Genomic DNA, 19,798 nt, shown 5'->3' with positions numbered 1-19,798 from the left:
GCGCTCAGCCCTGGTCGTGCACCACGAGCACCGGGCCCGTGGCCTCCCGCACGACCGCGCTGCTGATCGATCCGAGCGGCATGCCGCGGAAGCCGCCCAGGCCTCGCGACCCGACGACCAGCAGGGCGGCGCCGCGTCCGAGGCCGACGAGGGCGTCGGCGGGGTGGTCGTCCACGAGGTCCAGCCGGACGTCCAGGCCGGCGTTCTCCTCCCGGAGCGTGTCGGCCACCACCTGGGCGGCCTTGTGGGTCGGGTCGCTCTCGTCGCTGGTCGCCAGCGGCGGCACGCTGCCGGTGCCGAACGGGTCCGGGATCGTCGGACGGGCGTGCACGACGACGAGCGGCCGCCCACGCATCCACGCCTCGTGCGCCGCGACGTGCGCCGCGGCCAGCGAGGCCGACGACCCGTCGACCCCCACCACGACGGGCGCGTCCGGCTGCAGGGGGTGTCCGGCGTCGGCACGGACGACCGCGACGGCGCACCGCGCGTGGGCAGCGACGTGCGAGCCCGTGGCGCCCGTCCGGGATCGGCCGTACCGGGGGCGCGCACCGACGACGAGCAGCTGGGCGTCCGTGCTCAGCTGACGCAGGGCCGGGACGACCTTCCCCCGGAGCACCCGGACCCGGACCGTCACACCGGGGTGGAGCTCGCGGACGCGCACGCGCTGCTCCGTGAGGTACTCCTCGATCTCCGTGCCGAGGTCCCTGCCGTCGATGACGGGGTACCAGCTCCACGCCATCGCCTGCCAGGCGTCGTCCACCACCCGGGTGAGCACGACGTCGGCGCGTCGCCGCACGGCTTCCGCGACGCCCCACTCGAGGGTGTGCGCACTGTTCGGTGAGCCGTCGAGCGCCACGACCACCGGTCCGTCGGTACGCATGAGATGCCTCCTTGCCTCTCGCGCGCGGCTCGGCGTCCGCCGGTCCGCACCCCTCCAGCGTCGACCGAAGGCGGCCAGCCGTCCTGGGACCTGAGTCCCTGATCGGCCCACCTCAGGAGGGACGTTCGGCCCTGGGGAGAACGACCCAGGGCGAGCACGGTGGCGTCAACAGAGCCCGACCAACCCGGTCCCGATCGCGGACCTCGCACGGAGGAGAGAATCGCCATGGCCACCATCCATCCCGAGATCACGACATCGACGCACCCGGCCGTGCTGGTCGAAGACGACGTCGTCACATCAGCGACGGGCCGCCGCTGGCTCGCCGTCACGAGGCTCGCCACGGGCTTCATCTTCCTGTGGGCGTTCCTCGACAAGGCGTTCGGGCTGCACTACAGCACCGGCGCCGCCGTGGCGGAGGGCGACCCGAGCCTCGCCTGGATTAACGGCGGTGCGCCCAGCCAGGGCTTCATGCAGTTCGGGGCCATCGGCCCGTTCAAGGACACCTTCGCCTCGATGGCCAGCGTCGGGACCGACTGGCTCTTCATGCTCTGCATGCTCGGTGTCGGCGTCGCCGTCATGCTCGGCATCGGCCTGCGGGTCTCCGCCGTCGCGGGATCGCTCACCATGGCCCTCATGTGGGTCGCCGAGTGGCCGCTCCTGCAGGGCTCGAACAACCCGCTGGTCGACTATCACATCATCTACGCGCTCGCACTGATCCTGTGCGCCACGCTCCTCGCCGGAGACACCTGGGGCCTCGGCCGCCGGTGGGCGCGGATCCCCCTGGTGCAGCGGTTCGGCTGGCTGCGCTGACCAGCAAGGTCGCACCATCAGAGCGGCGTCTCGCCTACGAGCCGCCGCTCTGACACGATCTGCGGGTGGTGGACACTGACCCCGGATGGACCGAGAGCACGCTCGACGTGGAAGGCCACAAGGTCTTCTACAGACGGAGCCCCGACGTGCCGGGAGCCGTGCCGATCGTGCACGTGCACGGGTTCGGCATCTCGGGCACCTACCTGATGCCGACGGCTCGCCTGCTCGCCGACCGGGCCATGAACCTGGTGCCGGACCTGCCGGGCTACGGCAAGAGCGAACGATGGGGTTACACCCTCGGCATCCCCGCGCTGGCGGTCGCCCTGCTGAAGATGCTCGACGACTTCGGGCTGGAGAAGGTCGTCCTGGTCGGCAACTCGATGGGGTGCCCGGTGGGCCTCGAGGTGGCGCACGCGGCACCGGACCGGGTGGATCGGCTCGTGCTCGTCTCGCCCGCGGGCGGGGTGCACAACCAGGGGCTCGGCAAGGCGATCAGGCAGCTGGCGCGGGACGGCGCGCGCGAGAGCCCGCGGATGGCTCGGGTGGCCGTGCCGGACTACTTCAAGTTCGGGCCGATCAACACGTGGAACACGTTCGCCGAGCTCACCCGGTTCCCGTCCCTGGAGCGGCTGCTCAAGGCGACCGTGCCGACCCTCGTCGTCATCGGGAGCAAGGATCCGCTGATGGCGCCGCCGCAGCGCGTGCGGGAGATCGCCCGCCTCGCCGGCCCGCAGACCACGGTCGCCCTGATCGAGGGTGCCGCCCACGCGATCAACTTCAGCCACCCCGGCGAGCTGTCGCACGTGATCGGGTCCTGGCTCGACGGCGTGGAGATCGTCGACGACCCCGACTCCCCCGGGTTCACGAGGGTGCTGCAGCTCCCCCGGGGCTGAGCAGCCGCTCCAGCAGGAGCGCGTGCAGCGCCGGGTCCGCGAGCGGGCGGAAGTGCCCCGGCGTCGTCAGCACCACGTCCTGTGCGCCGTCGAGCGCGCTCCCGGCTGGGATGTGCGGGTCCCAGTCGCTGTACACCGAGGTGATCCGGGCGTTCACCTCCCGCTCGCCGGCCAGCGCCACGATGGTCGCGTCGCTCGGGATGAAGGCGCGCACCGACGGCGCGAGGAACCAGCGCGCGTAGGCGGAGCCCGAGAACGGCGTGTTGACGGCGATCATCGAGTCGATCCGCCCGTCGGGGTCCTCGCGCAGCATGGCGAGCTTGCCGATGAGGCCGCCCTTGCTGTGCGCCACGAGGACGACGTCTCGCAGGTCGTGGGCCACGAGGTACCGCCCGAGCACCTCCGCACCCTGCGGCACAGGACGCCGGTTGTTGCGCAGGTCCGGCAGCACGTGGACGCGCACACCGTGCTCGTGCAGGAACGTGGCGATCGGCAGCAGGAAGTGCCACGACTCGTAGACGCCGGGCAGCAGAACGACCGGCGGCCCGACCGGCCGCTCAGGGTTGCGCAGGTGCTCGGGGTCGACGCGCGAGACGATGCCCTCGGCCTGCCAGCGGACGACCGCGGCGTAGTCGCGGGCGCGCCACCAGGACTGACGCAGGAAGCGAGCGGGCAGCGGCGAAGCGTCGGGCATGCGGTCATCGTCGCGCACGATCGTTCGCCCGTGCCCGGTTTGGCCCTATGTTGGGCGGGTGCAGCAGACCCGCCCCCACGAGGCCGCGTGAACATCGTCATCGGCGCCGTCATCACGATTGGCGTCACCGCGCTCACCGTCACCGCGATGCTCCTGGTCCGGCGCCGCGCGCCCGAGGGAAGCTACTTCAGCGACGGGGACCGTGCCTCGGGGGTCTTTGGGGTGCTGGCCACCGGCTTCTCGGTGCTCCTGGGCTTCATCATCTTCCTCGCGTTCCAGTCCTATGACGAGGCGCGCTCGGGCGCCGAGACCGAGGCTGTGATCGTCGCCCAGCAGGTGCAGACGGCCCAGTACCTCCCGGCCGACGTGAGCGAGGGCCTCACCGGCCAGCTGGTCTGCTACGCCCGGGCGGTCGTGGGTGTCGAGTGGCCGAAGATGCAGTCGGGGACGCTCGGCGACGCGTTCAACCCCTGGGCCGCCGGGCTGTTCCGCACGATCCACTCCGTCGAACCGCAGACCGACGTCGAGCAGTCGGCCTACGACCGGTGGATGGACCAGACCGCCCAGCGCGAGCAGTCCCGCATCGACCGGGTCCACGGCGCCGAGGGGCTGATCCCGATTCCCCTGTGGCTCGTGCTCTTCCTCATCTCGGCCGTGATCTTCGTGTACGTGCTGTTCTTCGCCGACTCGTCCGAGGGGATCGTGACCCAGGGGCTCCTCATGGGCAGCGTCACGGTCGTCATCACGCTCCTGCTCCTGCTGCTCGCGTTCTTCGACCACCCCCACGGCAACGACGTGGGCAAGCTGCAGCCGGTGGCGATGCAGCGGACCCTGCGCCTGGTCGACGCGGAGCTGCAGGAGCTGCAGCTCGACGTCACGATCCCGTGCGACGAGGAGGGCGTGGCCGAGTGAGGCCGCGCACCGGCGCCGCCTCGAGCGGGTCGTCGGGCCACGCGTGCTTCGGGTACCGGCCGCGCAGCTCGGCGCGGACCTGCGGGTAGCCGGTCCGCCAGAACGACTCGAGGTCCGCGGTGACGGCGGCCGGACGTCCCGCCGGGGACAGCAGGTGCAGCAGGACCGGCACCCGCCCGTCCGCCAGGCGCGGGGTGGCGCGCCATCCGAACGTCTCCTGCAGCCGCACCGCCAGCACGGGCTGGTCCCCGGTGTAGTCGACACGCACGCTCGAGCCGCTGGGCACCGCGAGCCGCTCGGGGGCGAGCTCGTCGAGACGCGCGGCGTCGGGCCAGGGCAGCAACCGGCGCAACGCCTGGAGCACGTCGACGCGCGGGAGGTCGCGCGGGCCCCGCACCCCCGAGAGGTCCAGCCAGGCGTCCTGGTCCGCGAGCAGGGCCTCGTCGGACACGTCGGGCCACGGCGCGCCCAGCGCGGCGTGCAGGAAGGCGAGGCGACGGCGCAGCGCGGTGGCGGCCTCGGACCAGCGCAGCATCGACAGCCCCTCGCGCGCGAGACCGTCGTGCACCGCCGACAGGACGAGCTCGCGGGGCGGGTCGGTGAGAGGCACCGACGTCAGCTCGATCGCGCCCAGCCGGCGAACCCGCCTCGCGACGACGGCGCCCTGCGCCCAGGTGACCGTCTCCTCGTCGTGGAGCAGGGCGGGCGCCGCCTCCGTCGCCAGGTCGAGATCGATGGGCGCGGCGGACCGGATGGTCGCGTCGCGGCGGCCCGCGCCGCGGTMGGCGTCGGCCACGGCCAGCCACGGGAGGCCGACGAGGGCCGATCCCGCGGGCAGCGCGGCGCCGGTGCCGGACGTCATGAGGTAGGTGGAGCCGCCGGGGCGGAGCCGCGCGATGCGGTCGGGATGGGCGAGCGCGACGACGAGGCCGACAGCCAGGTCGTCGGTGAGGCTCTCGACGGGCCCGCCGGGTGGCGCGGACGACGCGAGCCTCGCGACCTGCGCACGCCAGGCCGACCCCTGCGGGCCGCCGCGCCGGACCGCCCGCAGGGCCGCCACGAGGTCCCCGCCGGGCGCGCGCGTGTCGTCGGAGAGCAGGGCGACGACCTCGGCCGCACGCCGGGTGCCGACGAGCCCCGCACCGTCCAGCAGCGCCCGCGCCAGTCGCGGGTCGGCGGGGACGGCGGCCACGGACCGGCCCCGCGGCGTCGGGTGGCCGTCCGCCCCGATCGCCCCGAGGTCGGCGAGGATCGCGTGCGCCGCGGCCATGGCCGCCTCCGGCGGGGCGTCGAGGAGCGCCAGCCCGGCGCCGTCCGGGCTCCCCCAGCACGCCAGCTCGAGCGCGAACGCGGTGAGGTCGGCGGTGAGGATCTCGGGTTGCGGGTGCGCCGACAGGCGGGCGTCGTCGGCCGCGGACCAGCACCGGTAGACCGCGCCCGGCCCCTCCCGGCCCGCGCGCCCGGCGCGCTGCTCCGCCGCCGCCCGGCTCACGCTCACCGTCACCAGGCCCGCGAGGCCACGACGATGGTCGGTGCGCGGCTCGCGGGAGAAGCCCGCGTCGACGACGACCCGGACCCCCGGCACCGTCAGCGACGACTCCGCGACCGCGGTCGACACGACCACCCGGCGTCGCGGACCCGGTGTGAGGGCCAGGTCCTGCTCGCGGGCCGGCAGCCGCCCGTGCAGCGGCCGCACGTCCACGTCGAGACTCCCGAGCCGTCGGGCGACACCGTCGACCTCGCCCGCGCCGGGCACGAAGACGAGGACGTCGCCCGTGCGCTCGGTCAGGGCGCGGCGCACCGTGGCGGCGACGTGGTCGAGAAACCCGGGGGTCACGCCGCGCTCGTCGGTCCGTGCCACGCGGGACGGCGGCGGGCTCGGGACGACGTCGACCGGGAAGAGCGCACCGGCGACGCTCACCACGGGCGCCCCGCCGAGCAGGGCGGCCGTGCGCTCCGCCTCGACGGTCGCGGACATCGCCACCACCGCGAGGTCGTCGCGCAGGTGTGCGCGCACGTCGACCAGCAGCGCGAGCGCGAGGTCGTCGTCGAGGTGCCGCTCGTGGACCTCGTCGAGGATCACCGCGCCGACGCCCGGCAGCTCCGGGTCGCGCTGCAGGCGCCGGACCAGCACGCCCGTCGTCACCACCTCGATGCGCGTCGCGGCGCTCACGACGTGCTCGCCGCGCACCGAGAAGCCGACCGTCGCGCCCAGAGGCTCGCCCAGCAGGTGCGCGAGCCGGCGTGCGGCCGCCCGCGCCGCGATCCGCCGCGGCTGGGTCACGACCACCCGACCGGTCACCGCCGCCGCCACGGCCGGGGGCACGAGCGTCGTCTTTCCGGTGCCGGGCGGCGCTTGCACCACCGCGACGCGGCCGGTCCGGAGCGCCGCGACCACGTCGGCGAGCCCGTGCCGCACGGGCAGGTCGGGCGGGTCGCCGAGCAGCCGGCCGATCGGGTCGTGGTCCACGGGTGGAGTCTGCCGTGAGCGACCAGGATGTCCACATGACGACGCTGCCGCTGACCCCCGACGAGCTCCTGACCACGACACGGTCCGTGCGCAAGCGCCTCGACCTGACGCGCGAGGTGCCGCTCGAGCTGGTCCGCGAGTGCATCGAGATCGCCCTGCAGGCCCCCTCGGGCTCGAACCGGCAGGGCTGGCACTGGGTCGTCGTCACCGACCCGGACCTCCGGCACGCGGTGGGCGACGTGTACCGACGAGCCGTCGACGACTACGTCGCCGCGCCGGGGTACGCGGGGCGCCTCTTCCAGGACGACCCTGAGCGCGCGGGTGTGCAGCGGCGCATCGGCGACAGCGTGGAGTACCTCGGGCAGCACATGGGCGACGCTCCGGTGCTCGTCCTCCCGTGCCTGACGGCTCCGCGGCTGTCGAGCGGGAGCCAGGCGGGGCTCTGGGGCTCACTGCTGCCCGCCGCGTGGAGCTACATGCTCGCCGCGCGAGCGCGAGGGCTCGGGACGGCATGGACCACGCTCCACCTGGCGCACGAGCGGGAGGTCGCGGACCTCCTGGGGATCCCCGCCGACGTCCGCCAGGGCGCGCTGATCCCCACGGCGTACTACACGGGCGACACGTTCCGCCCGGCGTGGCGCCAGCCGCTCGACGAGGTCTGGCACCTCGACGGGTGGTGAGTCAGGACCGGTCCCTGGCCGACTCCACGGGGAGCAGCACCGCGCCGAGCAGGAAGCACACCGCCCCCAGGAAGGTGCCGAGGTTGACCAGCGCCAGGTTGGCGAGCTCCCCCGTGGAGCGCAGGTAGCGGGCGGCGATCGCGGACACGCCGAACGCGATGGACCCGACCATGTTCAGCGCGGAGATCCGCCAGCCGACCGACCGGTCCGAGCGCGGCAGGATCCCGCGGTTGACCTCGGAGTAGGCCAGCCAGCTGGCGACGAGGAAGCAGATCGAGCCGAAGACGTCCGGCGCCCAGACCAGCCGCTTGGCCTGCTCGGTGGTCAGGTCGCTCTGGATGGCCGCGAAGGTGCTGATGTTGAAGAACACGGTGCCGACCAGCTGCACGAGCACGGCCCAGAAGTCGATCCGCCGCGGCTTCCACCCGATCAGCGACGCCAGCGGCCGCGAGCGCGTCGACTCCACCAGGACCCCGCCGGGCGCCCGCAGCACCTCGTGGAACTGCAGGTACCCGGCGCTGGTGAAGAAGATCGAGCCGACGAAGAAGGTGCCCGCGACGATCCCCGGGTCGATGTTGTCGAAGTACGCCGGCACCGACCCGAGGGCGAAGCAGACCGAGCCGATCGCGAACAGCGAGCCGATCCACCAGCTCATCGCGCTGGCCCGGCCGCCCTCCGCCCGGACGCCGGCCAGCCTCAGGCCGAGCCCCTTGCGGTGCCGTCGCGACGTCCACTCGACCTCCGTGCCGTCGGGGCGCGCGAGGACCGCGTGCGTGACGAAGCCGGCCGGCCCGCGGGTGCGCAGGACGCGCCAGCCCGCGGGCAGGTCCGGAACCGTCGAGGTCACTGCCCCAGGCCGGTGCGCGCCTTGCTCTTCGCCGCGGCGTGCGCGGGTGACGTCCACACGTCGGGCTTGGCGGCCGGCCGCTGCACCGGCTGCTCGGCCACCAGCGCGTCCCAGGCGGCGAACAGGTCGCGCAGGAGCTGCTCGATCATCATCCGGCTGAGGTCCAGCCGGACCACGACGCGCAGGAGGTGCACCTCGTCGGCGTCGGGCGGCAGGCTGTACGCGGGCACGATCCACCCGTCCTCCCGCAGGCGGGCAGAGAGGTGGTAGACGTCGAAGCCCGGGTCGCCCTTGAAGGAGAAGGTGACCACCGGCTCGGCCAGGCCAGGGTTGAGGATCGTGAACTTCCCGCTCGCCTCGAGGCTCTCGTTGAGGAACCGGGCGTTGGCCAGCATCGTCTCGACGATCGACGTGTAGCCGCTGCGCCCGAGCCGCAGGAAGTTGTACATCTGAGCCTGGATCATCGCCGAGCCGCGCGAGAAGTTGAACGTGTACGTCGGCTGCGCGCCGCCGAGGTAGTTCACGCTGAACACCAGGTCCTCGGGCAGCTTGGAGGCGTCGCGGAAGATCAGCCATCCGACGCCCGGGTAGACGAGCCCGTACTTGTGCCCGGAGACGTTGATCGACGCCACCTGCTCGAGCCGGAAGTCCCAGCGCAGGTCGGGTTCGCTGAACGGGGCGATGAACGCGCCGCTGGCCCCGTCGACGTGCAGCGGGATGTCCCAGCCCTTCTCGGCCTTGACCCGCACCAGCAGGTCGTTGATCGCCTCGATCGGGTCCGCCTCGCCGATGTGGGTGGTGCCCAGCACGGCCCCCACCGCGATCGTGTTCTCGTCGATGTGCGCCTCGACGTCGTCGGCGCCGAGCACGAACCGGTCCCGCTTCATCGGGATCTTGCGCATCTCGACGTCGAAGTAGTTGGCGAACTTGTCCCACACCACGTGGGTCTCCGCGCCGAAGACCACGTTCGGCCGGTCGGTGGGCAGTCCCGCGGCCTGCCGACGGTCGCGCCACGCCCGCTTGTGGGCGAGCAGGCCGAGCATGATCGCCTCCGACGAGCCGATCGTCGCGACGCCGACGACCTGCGTCGAGTCCGGGGCGTTGAACAGGTCGCCCAGCATGTGCACGCAGGCTTCCTCGATCAGCGACGCCGCCGGGTACTCCTCGTGGTCGATGTGGTTCTTGCGGAGGGTGTCGTGAATGAGCTTCTCGGCCTGCGGCTCCATCCAGGTGGTCACGAACGACGCGAGATTCAGCGTCTCGCGCCCGTCGAGCATGAGACCGGTGTGCAGCAGCTCGTAGGCCTCGTCGGGCTCGAGCCCGTGCTCCGGGAACGTGCCACGGTCGATGTGCTCCCGGAAGCTGGACCGCCCGTGGATCGGGCCGTAGGGGTCGGGCGTCTCGCTCACGTGTGCTCCTCCAGTTCATCCGTCCGGAGCTCCGGCTGACTGCCGTCCCCGGCGGGCACCTGCGAGATCGAACCTATCTCCGCTCGGGTCGATCTGTCCGGTTTGTCTTGCGACCCATCCGCGTCGGCCCACGCTCCGAACCTCACCGGTCAGGCCGCCCTCGCACGGGGACGACCACGAGACCCAGGAGGACCTCCGTCATGAAGGCACGCACGCGCTTCGCACTGGCCGCACCCGCACTCGGGTTGGCGACGATGATCGCCCTGGCCGGACCCGCCTCGGCCGCCGACGGATCGGCGCAGGGCACGCTCGCCCCGGTMGCGCTCAACGGGGTGCAGGGCGGCGGCACGGCGATGGCCACCGTCTCCGGCACCACGCTCACCGTCGACCTCGCCGCGTACGGCCTGCTCCCCGACAACCCGCACGCGGCGCACATCCACTTCGGCGCCGAGGCGCGGCACGAGTGCCCGGCCGCGAGCGACGACAAGAACGGCGACGTCGGCCACCTCAACACGACCGATGGCGGGCCGGCGTACGGCGACATCGTCGTGTCGCTGACCAAGACCGGCGACACCTCCCCGGCGTCCGGCCTGGCGGTCGACCGGTTCGACACCGCGCCCGGCGGCAAGCTCAACTACGAGCGCGGCTCCATCCAGATCGCCCCCGAGGTCGCCGACGCGATCGTCTCCGGCAAGTCCGTCGTCGTGATCCACGGCGTCGACTACAACAACGACGGTACGTACGACGGCGACACGAAGTCCGACCTGGACCCGTCGCTGCCCACCGAGGCCACCGACCCCGCACTGTGCGCGGTGCTGGCGTCCTCGCAGATGTCGACCATGCCCGCAGGCGGCGCGCAGACCGGCAGCGGCTCCACGGTCGGTGTCCAGGACGCCGGGCTCCTGGCGGCGGGCGGCATCGCGCTGCTGGCCGGGACCGGCTTGCTGGTCCGCCGTCGCACGGCGACCGCGACGGCGACGCGCTGATGGACGACGACGCCCGGTCGCACGGCCCGGGGCCGACGACCGGGCGTCGTCGGGCGCTCGTCGCCGGGGCGGTCCTCGTCCTCGGCGGCGGCGCGGCGCTCGCCGTGGGCCTGCACGCGCAGCAACCCGACCCGCCCGAACCCGTGGCGATCGCGGCAGCGATCCCGGCTCCGGTCCCGGCACCACCGGCGCCGAGCGAGACGACGGCGGCGCCGCTGCCTCCCGAGCAGCCGCTCCCCGTGCAGGTGAGCATCCCGTCGCTCGGGATCTCGTCCGACCTGCTCACGGTCGGCGTGCAGTCCGACGGCACCCTCGAGGTGCCGCAACCCGGCCCGGACTACGACAAGGCGGCCTGGTTCGACGGCTCGCCGCGACCAGGCGCGGTCGGGCCGGCGGTGATCGAGGGCCACGTCGACGGCGTCGACGGCCCGTCCGTCTTCCACGAGCTGGGCCGGCTCGCCGCGGGGGCGCAGGTGGTGGTGACGCGGGCCGACGGCACGACCGCGACCTTCGTCGTCGACGCCGTGCGCTCGGTCCCGAAGCACGACTTCCCCACGCTCGAGGTCTACGGCAACACGACCGGTCCGGAGCTGCGGCTCCTGACGTGCGGCGGGCGGTTCGACCGGAGCACCGGGCACTACACCGACAACACCGTGGTCTTCGCGCACCTGAGCGCCTGAGCGTCGCCCCGGTACGGTCGACGGGTGGACTGGTACGACCAGACGTTCGTGCAGACCGGACGCTCGCCGGCACTGTGGGCTCTGGTCGGGTTCCTGGTGACGTTCGCGCTCGTGCGGACGATCACCCGCCGGATCCACGCCCGGCAGGCGGCGCGGGCTGCCGCACCGGGACCCGTCCAGGACGTCTACATCGGCGGCGTGCACGTGCACCACCAGGTCTGGGACATCCTGCTCGTCCTGGTGAGCGGCCTGCTCGTCTTCCGGTTCACGCCGGCCTCGCCGTGGATCGACCTCCTGGCCGTCGGTTTCGGCGCGGGTGCGGCCCTGACGCTGGACGAGTTCGCGCTCTGGTTCCACCTCGACGACGTGTACTGGTCGACGGAGGGCCGCAAGTCGATCGACGCGATCCTGGTCGGCGCCGCGCTGGGCGGCGCGATCCTGCTCGGGGTGTCGCCCATCGGCCAGACCCCGGTCGAGGGCACGCCGTCGTGGCTCTTCACCGGCGTCGTGCTGACCCACATGGCCTGCGCGCTCGTCTGCATCCTCAAGGGCAAGCTCTCCACCGGGATCCTGGGCATCGTCGTGCCGGTGATCGCCTGGGTCGGCGCGATCCGGCTGGCCAGGCCGGGGTCGTGGTGGGCGCGCCGCCGGTACCGCGGCCGGAAGCTGGAGCGTGCCGAGCACCGGTTCGACGCCGCCTACGCCGCCCGGCACGACCGGCTGCGGGACCTGATCGGGGGAACCCCCGTCGAAGGTCCCGCGGGATCCCCCAGGGCCGACGGGTAGAATCGACCGATCCCCCGCGCGCCCGGCTCTCGTGCTCCCTGCCCGTCGGCCACTCTCTGACGACCAGCTAGGACACCCGCACGATGACTGCCCCTACGCTCACCAGCCCTGAGACCCTCGACGGCGTCGACCCCGCCGAGCTCGAGGTCTTCCTCCGCGTCGCCGAGCAGATCAGCGCGCTCCCGTCGGACCACCCCCACCTCGCGCTGGCCCGCCGGGCGACGTCCGCGCTATTCAAGGCCGCGAAGAAGCAGCGCCGAGCGGAGAAGCGGGACGCCATCAGCGCCGCCGACCGCGCCGTCATCCACGCGACCGCGACCGGCAGCCCGGGCCGCATCGACGACGAGACGCAGGGCATCCCGCTGGTGTCCAGCGTCCAGGGCGCCAGCGCCGGCACCCTGCTCAAGGCCCGGCCCTGCTACATCTGCAAGGAGCCGTACGTCGACGTCGACGCGTTCTACCACCAGCTCTGCCCGGCGTGCGCAGCGCTCAACCACGCCAAGCGCGACGCCCGGACGGACCTGACCGGCAAGCGCGCCCTGCTCACGGGCGGCCGCGCCAAGATCGGGATGTACATCGCCCTGCGCCTGCTGCGGGACGGCGCGACGACGACCATCACGACCCGGTTCCCGCGCGACGCCGCCCGTCGGTTCGCCGCGATGCCCGACAGCGCCGACTGGCTGGACCGGCTGAGCATCGTCGGCATCGACCTGCGCGACCCGGCCCAGGTGGTCGCGCTCGCCGACTCGGTCGCCGCGCAGGGACCGCTCGACATCCTCATCAACAACGCCGCGCAGACGGTCCGCCGCTCCCCCGGCGCGTACACCCACCTCGCGGACGCCGAGCTCGAGCCGCTCCCCGACCGTCCGCTGCCGCAGATCACCACCTTCGGCCGCACCAGCAGCGCGCACCCGGTCGCGCTGGCCGGCTCGGTCACGGAGCTGACGAGCATCGCGGCCGGMCCCGGCGTCGACGCGCTCGCGCTCAGCGCCGAGCACGCCTCGCTCGAGCGCCTGGTGTCGGGCACCGCGATCGACGCCGGCGGCCTCGTACCCGACACGGCCGAGACCAACAGCTGGGTGCACACGGTCGACCAGGTGGACCCGATGGAGCTGCTCGAGGTGCAGCTGTGCAACCAGACCGCGCCGTTCATCTTGGTCAGCCGCCTGCGCGGCGCCATGCGCGCGACCGAAGCCGGCCGGGCCTACGTCGTCAACGTCTCCGCGATGGAGGGCGTCTTCTCCCGCGGCTACAAGGGCCCCGGCCACCCGCACACCAACATGGCGAAGGCCGCGCTGAACATGCTCACGCGGACGAGTGCGACCGAGCTGGCGACCGACGGCATCCTCATGACGAGCGTCGACACCGGCTGGATCACCGACGAGCGGCCGCACCCGACCAAGGTGCGGCTCGCCGAGGAGGGCTTCCACGCCCCGCTCGACCTGGTCGACGGMGCCGCGCGCGTGTACGACCCGATCGTGCGCGGCGAGGCCGGCGAGGACCTGTACGGCTGCTTCCTCAAGGACTACGTGCGCTCCGCCTGGTGACGCGATTTGTCATCCTTGTCATGGATTGATCCCCGCGAGCATCATCGGTGACGGGGGTCGGCGTCGACGGCGACGCCGCTCCCCCACCAAGGGCCAGGTCGTGGTCCCGAGAGGCGCAGACGGCGCGCGTCCACCACGATGAGCGCGTGCATCGCGACCTCACCGCCCACCTGTCCCTCGACGTCACCTCGCCCGCCACCCTCGCCTTCGAGCTCGCGGTCTCGACGCAGGTCGCCGCGCGCGAGTCCCTGCGGATCACGCTCGACGGGCGACCGGTCGAGGCCACGGAGGTCCCGGACCACCACGGGACGCGGCTCCACGTGGTCCAGGCGGAGGTCGGCCGCCTGGTGCTGGACTACTCGGCGTCCGTCGACGGGCGCGCCGCGCCGGTCACCTCCGACGAGGCCGACCTGCTGCGCTACCTGCGGCCCAGCCGGTACTGCGAGTCGGACACGCTGGGGCCCACCGCGTACGCGGAGTTCGCCGGGCTGCACGGCTACGACCTGCTCGCCGCCATCAGCTCCTGGGTCGGGTCGCGCCTGACGTACGTGCCCGGATCGAGCCTGCCCACCGACGGTGCGGTGCAGACGCTCCTGGCACGCCAGGGCGTCTGCCGGGACTACGCCCACCTGGTCATCGCCCTCCTACGCGCGCTCGACGTGCCGGCCCGCCTGGTCTCCGTGTACGCGCCCGGCCTGTCCCCGATGGACTTCCACGCGGTCGCCGAGGCCAACATCGACGGCCAGTGGTACGTCGTCGACGCGACGACGCTGGCACCGCGCACGAGCCTCGTCCGGATCGCGACCGGTCGTGACGCCTCCGACACCGCGTTCCTCAACGTGCACCACGGCTACGCCGACCTCGACGAGCTCGAGGTCACCGCCGTGGTCGACGTGCTGCCCAACGACGACGTGCGGGACCTGGTCACGATCGGCTGAGAACGCCGCTGCTAGCCTCCGGGTCGTGACACAACCGCTCGACGCGACACCGGCGACGACGCACCGCCGGTCGTTCCTCGCCCGGCGGACAGGCACCGACGACTTCGGCATCGTGCTCAGCCTGCTGGTGACCGTGTACGTCCTGTACGCCCTGAGCTCCGCGCTGTGGGTCGAGATCCTCGTCCTCGTGCTCTACCTCTTCACGCTCGGGCTGGCCGTGCGGACGTCCCGGCCGATGCCGCACCAGAAGCGCTTCGTCCGCATCGTCCTCGTCGTGTCCGCCGTCATCGCGCTCGTCGCGCTCGTCGCGCTGCCCCGCGACATCGCCGAGGGCGTCCTCGACGGGGTGGTCTGCGTGATCCTCATGACGGCGCTCGTCGTGATCCTCGACCGGATCCTGCGACGGACCGCCGTCACCGTGCAGTCGCTCGCCGGCGCGCTGAGCGCGTACCTGATCATCGGCATGTTCTTCGCGAGCCTGTTCGGGTTGATGGACGCCTTCACGGCGGGGCAGTTCTTCGCCAACGGCGAGGTGGCGAACGCGCGGTCGTTCCAGTACTTCTCGTACACGACGCTGACCACCCTGGGGTACGGGGACTACACGGCCGCCCTGTTCCCCGGCCGCAGCATCGCCACGTTCGAGGCGCTCGTCGGCCAGGTGTTCCTCGCCGTCCTGGTGGCCCGCCTCGTCGCCGCGTTCCACGGCCGCTCGGAGGCGATCATCCCGCCGAAGGACGACGACGCACCCGAGCCGGTCCCGGACCAGACACCGGCCCGCGACTGACGTCAGCCCGCCGACGTGCGGGCCACGGGAGGGTCGACGGCGGTCGGCGCGCGCCGGTCGTCGAGGTGGCGCACGACCCAGGCCGCATCGCGACCGACTCCGGCGATCGTCTCCGACGCGAGCGCGAACTGGAAGTGCAGACCGACGAACGCGAGCCCCGGGACCGTCGTCGACATGCCCCGGTCGTGCAGGACCCGGCCGTCGTCGTCGCACGCCGGCAGGTCGAGCCACCCGAGATCGGTGCGGAAGCCCGTGCACCACACGACACACCCGACCTCGGCGACGCGCCCACCGTCGAGCAGCGGGAGGCCGTCGCGCGTCCCGACCACGCGCTGCACGCGCTCGACGCCCGCGGCCGCGAGGTCGCGCGTGCGCGTCCTGATCAGGGGCACGGTGCGGTGCTGGGCGGCCGCGCGGCGACCCATAGGCGTGCGCAGGGTCAGGACGTGGCGCTGGACCAGCAGGAGGAGCGGGAGCACGATCGCGCTCGTCGCGGTGGTCAGCGGCACGGGGATCTCATCCGGGTCGGGCCCAGCCAGGAGCACGGGCCGCGTGCGGGCCAGCTCGAGCGCGAGCTCCGCGCCGGAGTTGCCGGTACCCACCACCAGCACGGGCCCCGCGGGCACCCCGTCGGGGTTCCGGTAGGCGGACGAGTGCAGCTGGACGATCCGCGGGTCCAGCCCGTCGGCGAGCTCGGGTACCCGCGCCACGTGGCTGGACCCCGTGGTCACCACGACGTGGTCGGCCTCGATCTCGTCGTCGTCGAGGGTCACGACGAACGCCCCGTCGCTCCCGGCGCGCACGCGGGTGACCCGCGCCCCGGTGCGGACCGGGAGCGCCCACCGTTGGGCGTAGGCCTCGAGGTAGTCGGCGTACTCGTCCTTCGACGGGAACCCGAGCCGCGGGCCCGGGTACCGCGTGCCCGGCAGGCCCACCGCCCACGCGTTCGTGAACAGGTGCAGGGAGTCCCAGCGCTTGCGCCAGGCGTCTCCGACCCGATCGTTCTCGTCGAGGACGACGAACGACCGACCGCGCCGAGCGAGGTGATAGCCGACGGCCAGGCCGGCCTGACCTCCACCCACCACCACGGTGTCGAACCTCTGCGTGCCCATCTCGGTCTCCGTCCCTGCGTGCCGCTGTCGCGTCTCACGCTAGGAACGCGGCGCACAGCCCCGCATCGGGCGAACCGTGCACGTGCGCGCGCGGAGACATGGGTCGTTCGCCCCACACCCGGCCGTCAGCCGGCGCGGACCACGCCGTGGGTGTGCGCCCACCTGCCCGCGGCCGCGCGGGAGTGCACGTCGATCTTCACGAAGATGTTGCTGAGGTGGCGGGCGACCGTCTTCTCGCTGAGCACGAGCTGCTCGGCGATGGCGCGGTTGCTGAGCCCCGTCGCGACGAGGGCGAGCACCTCGACCTCGCGGCCCGTGAGCCCGCCCGCGGGCGCCACCGACGAGGGCGGCGCGGCGCCGAGGCGTTCGAACGTCGCCGCGGCGGCGTCCCGCTCGCGGCGCGCCGCGTCCTCGTCGCCGAGCGCCTCCAGCGCACGTGCGACCTGCACCTGCGTGCGGGCGCCCTCGTAGGGCGCGCCCAGCTCCAGCCAGACCGACCGCGCGCGCCGCAGGGCCGGCAGCGCCCGCCCGGGTTCACCCTCGGCGAGCAGGACCGCGCCCGTCGCGTCGGCGCTCAAGCCGTCGAGCCACGACGTCGCACGGGCGCCCGCGACCTCGGTCAGCTCGTCGGCCGCCCGGCGGGCGGACCCGACGTCGCCGGCCGCCAGGAGGATYTCGACGGCGGCCGCKAGCACCGACGCGCGGTCCGCCGGGTGCGCCGGGTCGGCCAGCACGCGCGAGATCGCCGCCGCCGCGGCCTCCGGGCGCCCTTGGGCGAGCAGCAGCAGGGACAGGCTCGGCTCGGGATCACGTCCGAGCGCCGCGGCCCGGCGGAAAGCCTCGTCGGCGAGGTCGGTCTCCCCGCGCAGGCAGCGCAGCTCGCCGATCTCCACGAACCCCGTCGCCGCCGCGCGCGGGTCGTTGCGCGTGAGCCGCTCGCACGCGTCTGTCGCCTCGGCCAGAGCCTGCGACCAGTCGCCGTGGAGCCTGGAGATGTGCGCGCGATGGACCAGGCACGCCCCCGTGAACGGCACGAGGCCCGGTTGCGAGGCCCACCACTGCTCGAGCGCGGTCGTCCACTCCTGCGCGCGGCGGACGTCGAGCGCGCGCTGGCAGACGTCGATGACCGTGCAGTAGACGACCCCGGTGGTGATGGGCGTCAGCTCGCCCGCGGTCACGGACACCATCGACTCGTCGAGCAGGGCCACCCCCTCGCGCGGGTGCCCGGACGCGATCAGCACGTTCCCGTGGCCGACGCGCGCCAGGGCGACCAGGTCCGGCTCGCGGAACCGCTCACCCACCACCGACGCGCGCGCGAACAGGTCCGCCGCCGCGTCCAACCGGCCCTCGGCCAGCGCCCGCCAGCCCTCGGGCACCATCAGGTAGCCGGCGACCACCCAGTCGCCGCCGCCGTCGGCCAGCAACCGGTGGGTGCGGGCGAACCAGCCGGAGCCGGGCGCGAGCTCGCCGCGGTTCACCAGGTGCATCCCGAGCCAGAACGCGCACAGCGCCGCGTGCTCCCCGTCGCCGGTCGCGAGGAACGCGCGGTGCGCGCGCGCGAAGAGGTCGGGCGCGGCCGCGTCGTCGCCGAGGAGCACGGCGACCTGCCCGGCCAGCACGAGGTCCTGTGGGCCCAGCGGGTGCTCGGCGTCGGCGGACCGGAAGCAGTCGCGAGCGAGCGCCCACTCGGCCGACGCGAAGGCCTCCCGGCCCCGGTCCACCTCCGTCATCGCGCGCCTCGTCGCTGCACTCCTGCGACGCTACCCGGATCCGGTCAGGCGGTGATCCCGCTGGTCGACGCGACCACGTCGGCGATCTTGCGGGCCAGCGCCTCGTAGAACATCGACAGCGGGAACTCGTCGTCCAGCACCGCGTCGGTGAACCCCTTGGGCGGGCCATCGAGCGGCAGGTCGCCCCGCGCCCACGCCGACGCCGGGTGCGGGGTGAGGGTGCCCGACACCAGCGCGTAGGCGGCCAACCAGTGGGCCGTCTTGGGTCGGTCGATGGAACGCCAGTACAGCTGCTCGATCTGCTCGGCCAGCGCGATCACGGCGTCCGGCACCTGCGGCCAGTCGATGGTCAGCCGCGAGTCCGTCCAGTGCAGGACGTGGTGCTGGTGCAACCACGCGAACAGCAGCTGGCCGCCCAGGCCGTCGTAGTTGCGCACGCGCGAGCCGGTGACCGGGAAGCGGAACAGTCGGTCGAAGAGGATGGCGTACTGCACGTACCGCGCGTGCGGGACGCCCTCGCCCTCCAGCCGCACCGCCGCCCGAAACGCCGTCAGGTCGCAGCGCAGCTCCTCGAGGGAGTAGAGGAAGTACGGCATCCGCTGCTTGATCATGAACGGGTCGAACGGCAGGTCACCGCGCATGTGCGTCCGGTCGTGCACGAGGTCCCACAGGACGAACGTCTCCTCGGCCAGGCGCTGGTCGGCCAGCAGACGCGCGGCGTCCGGGGGCAGCGTGAGGCGCGTCGTGTCGGCCGCGGCGCGCACGACCCGACGGAACCGGGCGGCCTCGCGGTCGGCGAAGATCGCGCCCCACGTGAAGGTGGGCACCTCGCGCACGGCGACCGTCTCGGGGAACAGCACCGCCGAGTTCGTGTCGTAGCCCGGCGTGAAGTCGAGGAAGGTCACCGGGACGAACAGCGCGTTGCTGAACTGCTCGGCCTCGAGCCGGGCCACCAGGTCGGGCCACCGCACCTGGAGCAGCACGGCCTCGACCCGACGGTCGGTGCTGCCGTTCTGCGTGTACATCGGGAACACGACGAGGTGCGGCAGCCCGTCGACCCGCTGTCGCTCCGGGTGGAACGCGACCAGCGAGTCGAGGAAGTCCGGCACCTCGAAGCCGCCGTCGGCCCAGCGGGTCAGGTCCTTGCCGACGGCCGTGAGGTAGTCCTCGTCGTGCGGCAGCGCGGGGGCCAGCTCGTCGAGGGAGAGCCCGATCGCGTGCACGAGCTCCCTCGCGCGGGCGTGGTGCTCGGCGTCCGGCACCGAGCCGTCGCGGACCTGCAGAGCCTGGAGCTCCGTGACGTCGCGCTTCAGGCGGATCCACGCGGGATGTTGTGCGAGGTCGGACCGGGTCGTGGCCGCGGCGTCCGTCGGGGTCGGGCGCGCGGCCCAGGTCACGGCGTTGAGCAGCACGTCGGCCGTCGGCTCCACGCCGAGCGCGAGGACGCCGCCGGACGGCCCGCGCAGCCCGGCGGCGACGAGATGCCCGGGTGCCTGGCTGCCCGTCGCCGTCCGCAGCAGCGGCCCGGCGTCCGCGTCGAGCGTCGCGCGTACCGGCAGGGCGACGTCCGTCGTCCAGGCGAGGAGGTCGTCGGCGGTGAGGTCGGCGGGCACGAGCGCGACCGTCCCGACAGCCGTCGC

General features: G+C 73.3%; 18 protein-coding genes. 10 read left to right on the top strand and 8 right to left on the bottom strand.

The genetic code is table 11. The features are described from left to right. Nucleotides 1–4 precede the first annotated feature (4 nt). Nucleotides 5–880: a universal stress protein gene (locus AC1DYZ_RS12000; RefSeq protein ID WP_477065415.1), complete on the bottom strand. Its 876-nt coding sequence runs from the start codon at nucleotides 878–880 to the stop codon at nucleotides 5–7. Nucleotides 881–1,105: 225 nt separating this feature from the next. Here AC1DYZ_RS12000 and AC1DYZ_RS11995 point away from each other — a divergent pair, with 225 nt between their 5' ends. Beyond that, a complete protein-coding gene (locus AC1DYZ_RS11995) occupies nucleotides 1,106–1,690 on the top strand; it encodes a DoxX family protein (protein WP_477065414.1) in 585 nt (194 codons plus the stop codon). Between the two features lie 65 nt (nucleotides 1,691–1,755). After that, nucleotides 1,756–2,583 carry an alpha/beta fold hydrolase gene (locus AC1DYZ_RS11990; protein WP_477065413.1) on the top strand — a complete coding sequence of 276 codons (828 nt, stop codon included), beginning with the start codon at nucleotides 1,756–1,758 and terminating at the stop codon, nucleotides 2,581–2,583. Here the strand turns inward: AC1DYZ_RS11990 and AC1DYZ_RS11985 are convergent. Beyond that, entirely contained in the window at nucleotides 2,552–3,277 is a 726-nt protein-coding gene (locus AC1DYZ_RS11985; protein WP_477065412.1) for an esterase/lipase family protein, read from the bottom strand. The genes AC1DYZ_RS11990 and AC1DYZ_RS11985 overlap by 32 nt on opposite strands. A gap of 87 nt (nucleotides 3,278–3,364) precedes the next feature. Between AC1DYZ_RS11985 and AC1DYZ_RS11980 the strand changes: the two genes are divergently transcribed. Next, on the top strand, nucleotides 3,365–4,189 hold the full coding sequence (locus AC1DYZ_RS11980) for a bestrophin-like domain (protein WP_477065411.1): 825 nt from the start codon (nucleotides 3,365–3,367) through the stop codon (nucleotides 4,187–4,189). On the opposite strand, the gene hrpB is transcribed toward AC1DYZ_RS11980, so the two are convergent. Further along, nucleotides 4,152–6,659 carry an ATP-dependent helicase HrpB gene (gene hrpB, locus AC1DYZ_RS11975; protein ID WP_477065410.1) on the bottom strand — a complete coding sequence of 836 codons (2,508 nt, stop codon included), beginning with the start codon at nucleotides 6,657–6,659 and terminating at the stop codon, nucleotides 4,152–4,154. The two genes, AC1DYZ_RS11980 and hrpB, sit on opposite strands and share 38 nt — an antisense overlap. A gap of 14 nt (nucleotides 6,660–6,673) precedes the next feature. Here hrpB and AC1DYZ_RS11970 point away from each other — a divergent pair, with 14 nt between their 5' ends. Continuing rightward, nucleotides 6,674–7,339: a nitroreductase family protein gene (locus AC1DYZ_RS11970; RefSeq protein ID WP_477065409.1), complete on the top strand. Its 666-nt coding sequence runs from the start codon at nucleotides 6,674–6,676 to the stop codon at nucleotides 7,337–7,339. Nucleotide 7,340: 1 nt separating this feature from the next. On the opposite strand, the gene AC1DYZ_RS11965 is transcribed toward AC1DYZ_RS11970, so the two are convergent. Both AC1DYZ_RS11965 and gad read right to left on the bottom strand, forming a co-directional pair. Further along, on the bottom strand, nucleotides 7,341–8,186 hold the full coding sequence (locus AC1DYZ_RS11965) for a hypothetical protein (protein WP_477065408.1): 846 nt from the start codon (nucleotides 8,184–8,186) through the stop codon (nucleotides 7,341–7,343). Further along, nucleotides 8,183–9,595, bottom strand: a complete 1,413-nt coding sequence (gad, locus tag AC1DYZ_RS11960; protein WP_477065407.1) for a glutamate decarboxylase — start codon at nucleotides 9,593–9,595, stop codon at nucleotides 8,183–8,185. The genes AC1DYZ_RS11965 and gad overlap by 4 nt, the downstream gene beginning before the upstream one ends. Nucleotides 9,596–9,795: 200 nt before the next feature. Here gad and AC1DYZ_RS11955 point away from each other — a divergent pair, with 200 nt between their 5' ends. From AC1DYZ_RS11955 to AC1DYZ_RS11930, 6 genes are all read left to right on the top strand, one after another. Continuing rightward, complete coding sequence (locus AC1DYZ_RS11955) at nucleotides 9,796–10,581, top strand: hypothetical protein (RefSeq protein ID WP_477065406.1); 786 nt, start codon at nucleotides 9,796–9,798, stop codon at nucleotides 10,579–10,581. Further along, complete coding sequence (locus AC1DYZ_RS11950; RefSeq protein ID WP_477065405.1) at nucleotides 10,581–11,261, top strand: class F sortase; 681 nt, start codon at nucleotides 10,581–10,583, stop codon at nucleotides 11,259–11,261. The genes AC1DYZ_RS11955 and AC1DYZ_RS11950 overlap by 1 nt, the downstream gene beginning before the upstream one ends. Before the next feature lie 24 nt (nucleotides 11,262–11,285). Continuing rightward, nucleotides 11,286–12,047, top strand: a complete 762-nt coding sequence (locus AC1DYZ_RS11945; RefSeq protein ID WP_477065404.1) for a hypothetical protein — start codon at nucleotides 11,286–11,288, stop codon at nucleotides 12,045–12,047. A gap of 83 nt (nucleotides 12,048–12,130) precedes the next feature. Continuing rightward, entirely contained in the window at nucleotides 12,131–13,594 is a 1,464-nt protein-coding gene (locus AC1DYZ_RS11940) for an SDR family NAD(P)-dependent oxidoreductase (protein WP_477065403.1), read from the top strand. A gap of 146 nt (nucleotides 13,595–13,740) precedes the next feature. Next, the gene (locus AC1DYZ_RS11935; RefSeq protein WP_477065402.1) at nucleotides 13,741–14,532 is read left to right on the top strand and encodes a transglutaminase-like domain-containing protein; all 792 of its coding nucleotides are present in this window, start codon (nucleotides 13,741–13,743) and stop codon (nucleotides 14,530–14,532) included. A gap of 25 nt (nucleotides 14,533–14,557) precedes the next feature. Further along, the gene (locus AC1DYZ_RS11930; RefSeq protein WP_477065401.1) at nucleotides 14,558–15,316 is read left to right on the top strand and encodes an ion channel; all 759 of its coding nucleotides are present in this window, start codon (nucleotides 14,558–14,560) and stop codon (nucleotides 15,314–15,316) included. Nucleotides 15,317–15,318: 2 nt separating this feature from the next. Here the strand turns inward: AC1DYZ_RS11930 and AC1DYZ_RS11925 are convergent, their stop codons facing one another. The 3 genes from AC1DYZ_RS11925 to AC1DYZ_RS11915 all read right to left on the bottom strand — a co-directional run bounded on the left by AC1DYZ_RS11925 (nucleotide 15,319) and on the right by AC1DYZ_RS11915 (nucleotide 19,555). Next, a complete protein-coding gene (locus AC1DYZ_RS11925) occupies nucleotides 15,319–16,428 on the bottom strand; it encodes a flavin-containing monooxygenase (RefSeq protein ID WP_477065400.1) in 1,110 nt (369 codons plus the stop codon). A gap of 125 nt (nucleotides 16,429–16,553) precedes the next feature. After that, the gene (locus AC1DYZ_RS11920; RefSeq protein ID WP_477065399.1) at nucleotides 16,554–18,158 is read right to left on the bottom strand and encodes a LuxR C-terminal-related transcriptional regulator; all 1,605 of its coding nucleotides are present in this window, start codon (nucleotides 18,156–18,158) and stop codon (nucleotides 16,554–16,556) included. A 44-nt stretch (nucleotides 18,159–18,202) separates the two neighbouring features. Next, the gene (locus AC1DYZ_RS11915) at nucleotides 18,203–19,555 is read right to left on the bottom strand and encodes a DUF6421 family protein (RefSeq protein WP_477065504.1); all 1,353 of its coding nucleotides are present in this window, start codon (nucleotides 19,553–19,555) and stop codon (nucleotides 18,203–18,205) included. Nucleotides 19,556–19,798: the final 243 nt, after the last annotated feature.

It is taken from the genome of Cellulomonas sp. P1_C4, from assembly GCF_056406355.1.
This window is presented reverse-complemented; position numbering and strand designations above follow the sequence as displayed.

Bases quoted from the DNA above. Each gene is read 5' to 3' on its own strand.
- AC1DYZ_RS12000 (WP_477065415.1), bottom strand. From the start codon at position 880: ATGCGTACCGACGGACCGGTGGTCGTGGCGCTCGACGGCTCACCGAAC.
- AC1DYZ_RS11995 (WP_477065414.1), top strand. From the start codon at position 1,106: ATGGCCACCATCCATCCCGAGATCACGACATCGACGCACCCGGCCGTG.
- AC1DYZ_RS11985 (WP_477065412.1), bottom strand. From the start codon at position 3,277: ATGCCCGACGCTTCGCCGCTGCCCGCTCGCTTCCTGCGTCAGTCCTGG.
- AC1DYZ_RS11950 (WP_477065405.1), top strand. From the start codon at position 10,581: ATGGACGACGACGCCCGGTCGCACGGCCCGGGGCCGACGACCGGGCGT.
- AC1DYZ_RS11925 (WP_477065400.1), bottom strand. From the start codon at position 16,428: ATGGGCACGCAGAGGTTCGACACCGTGGTGGTGGGTGGAGGTCAGGCC.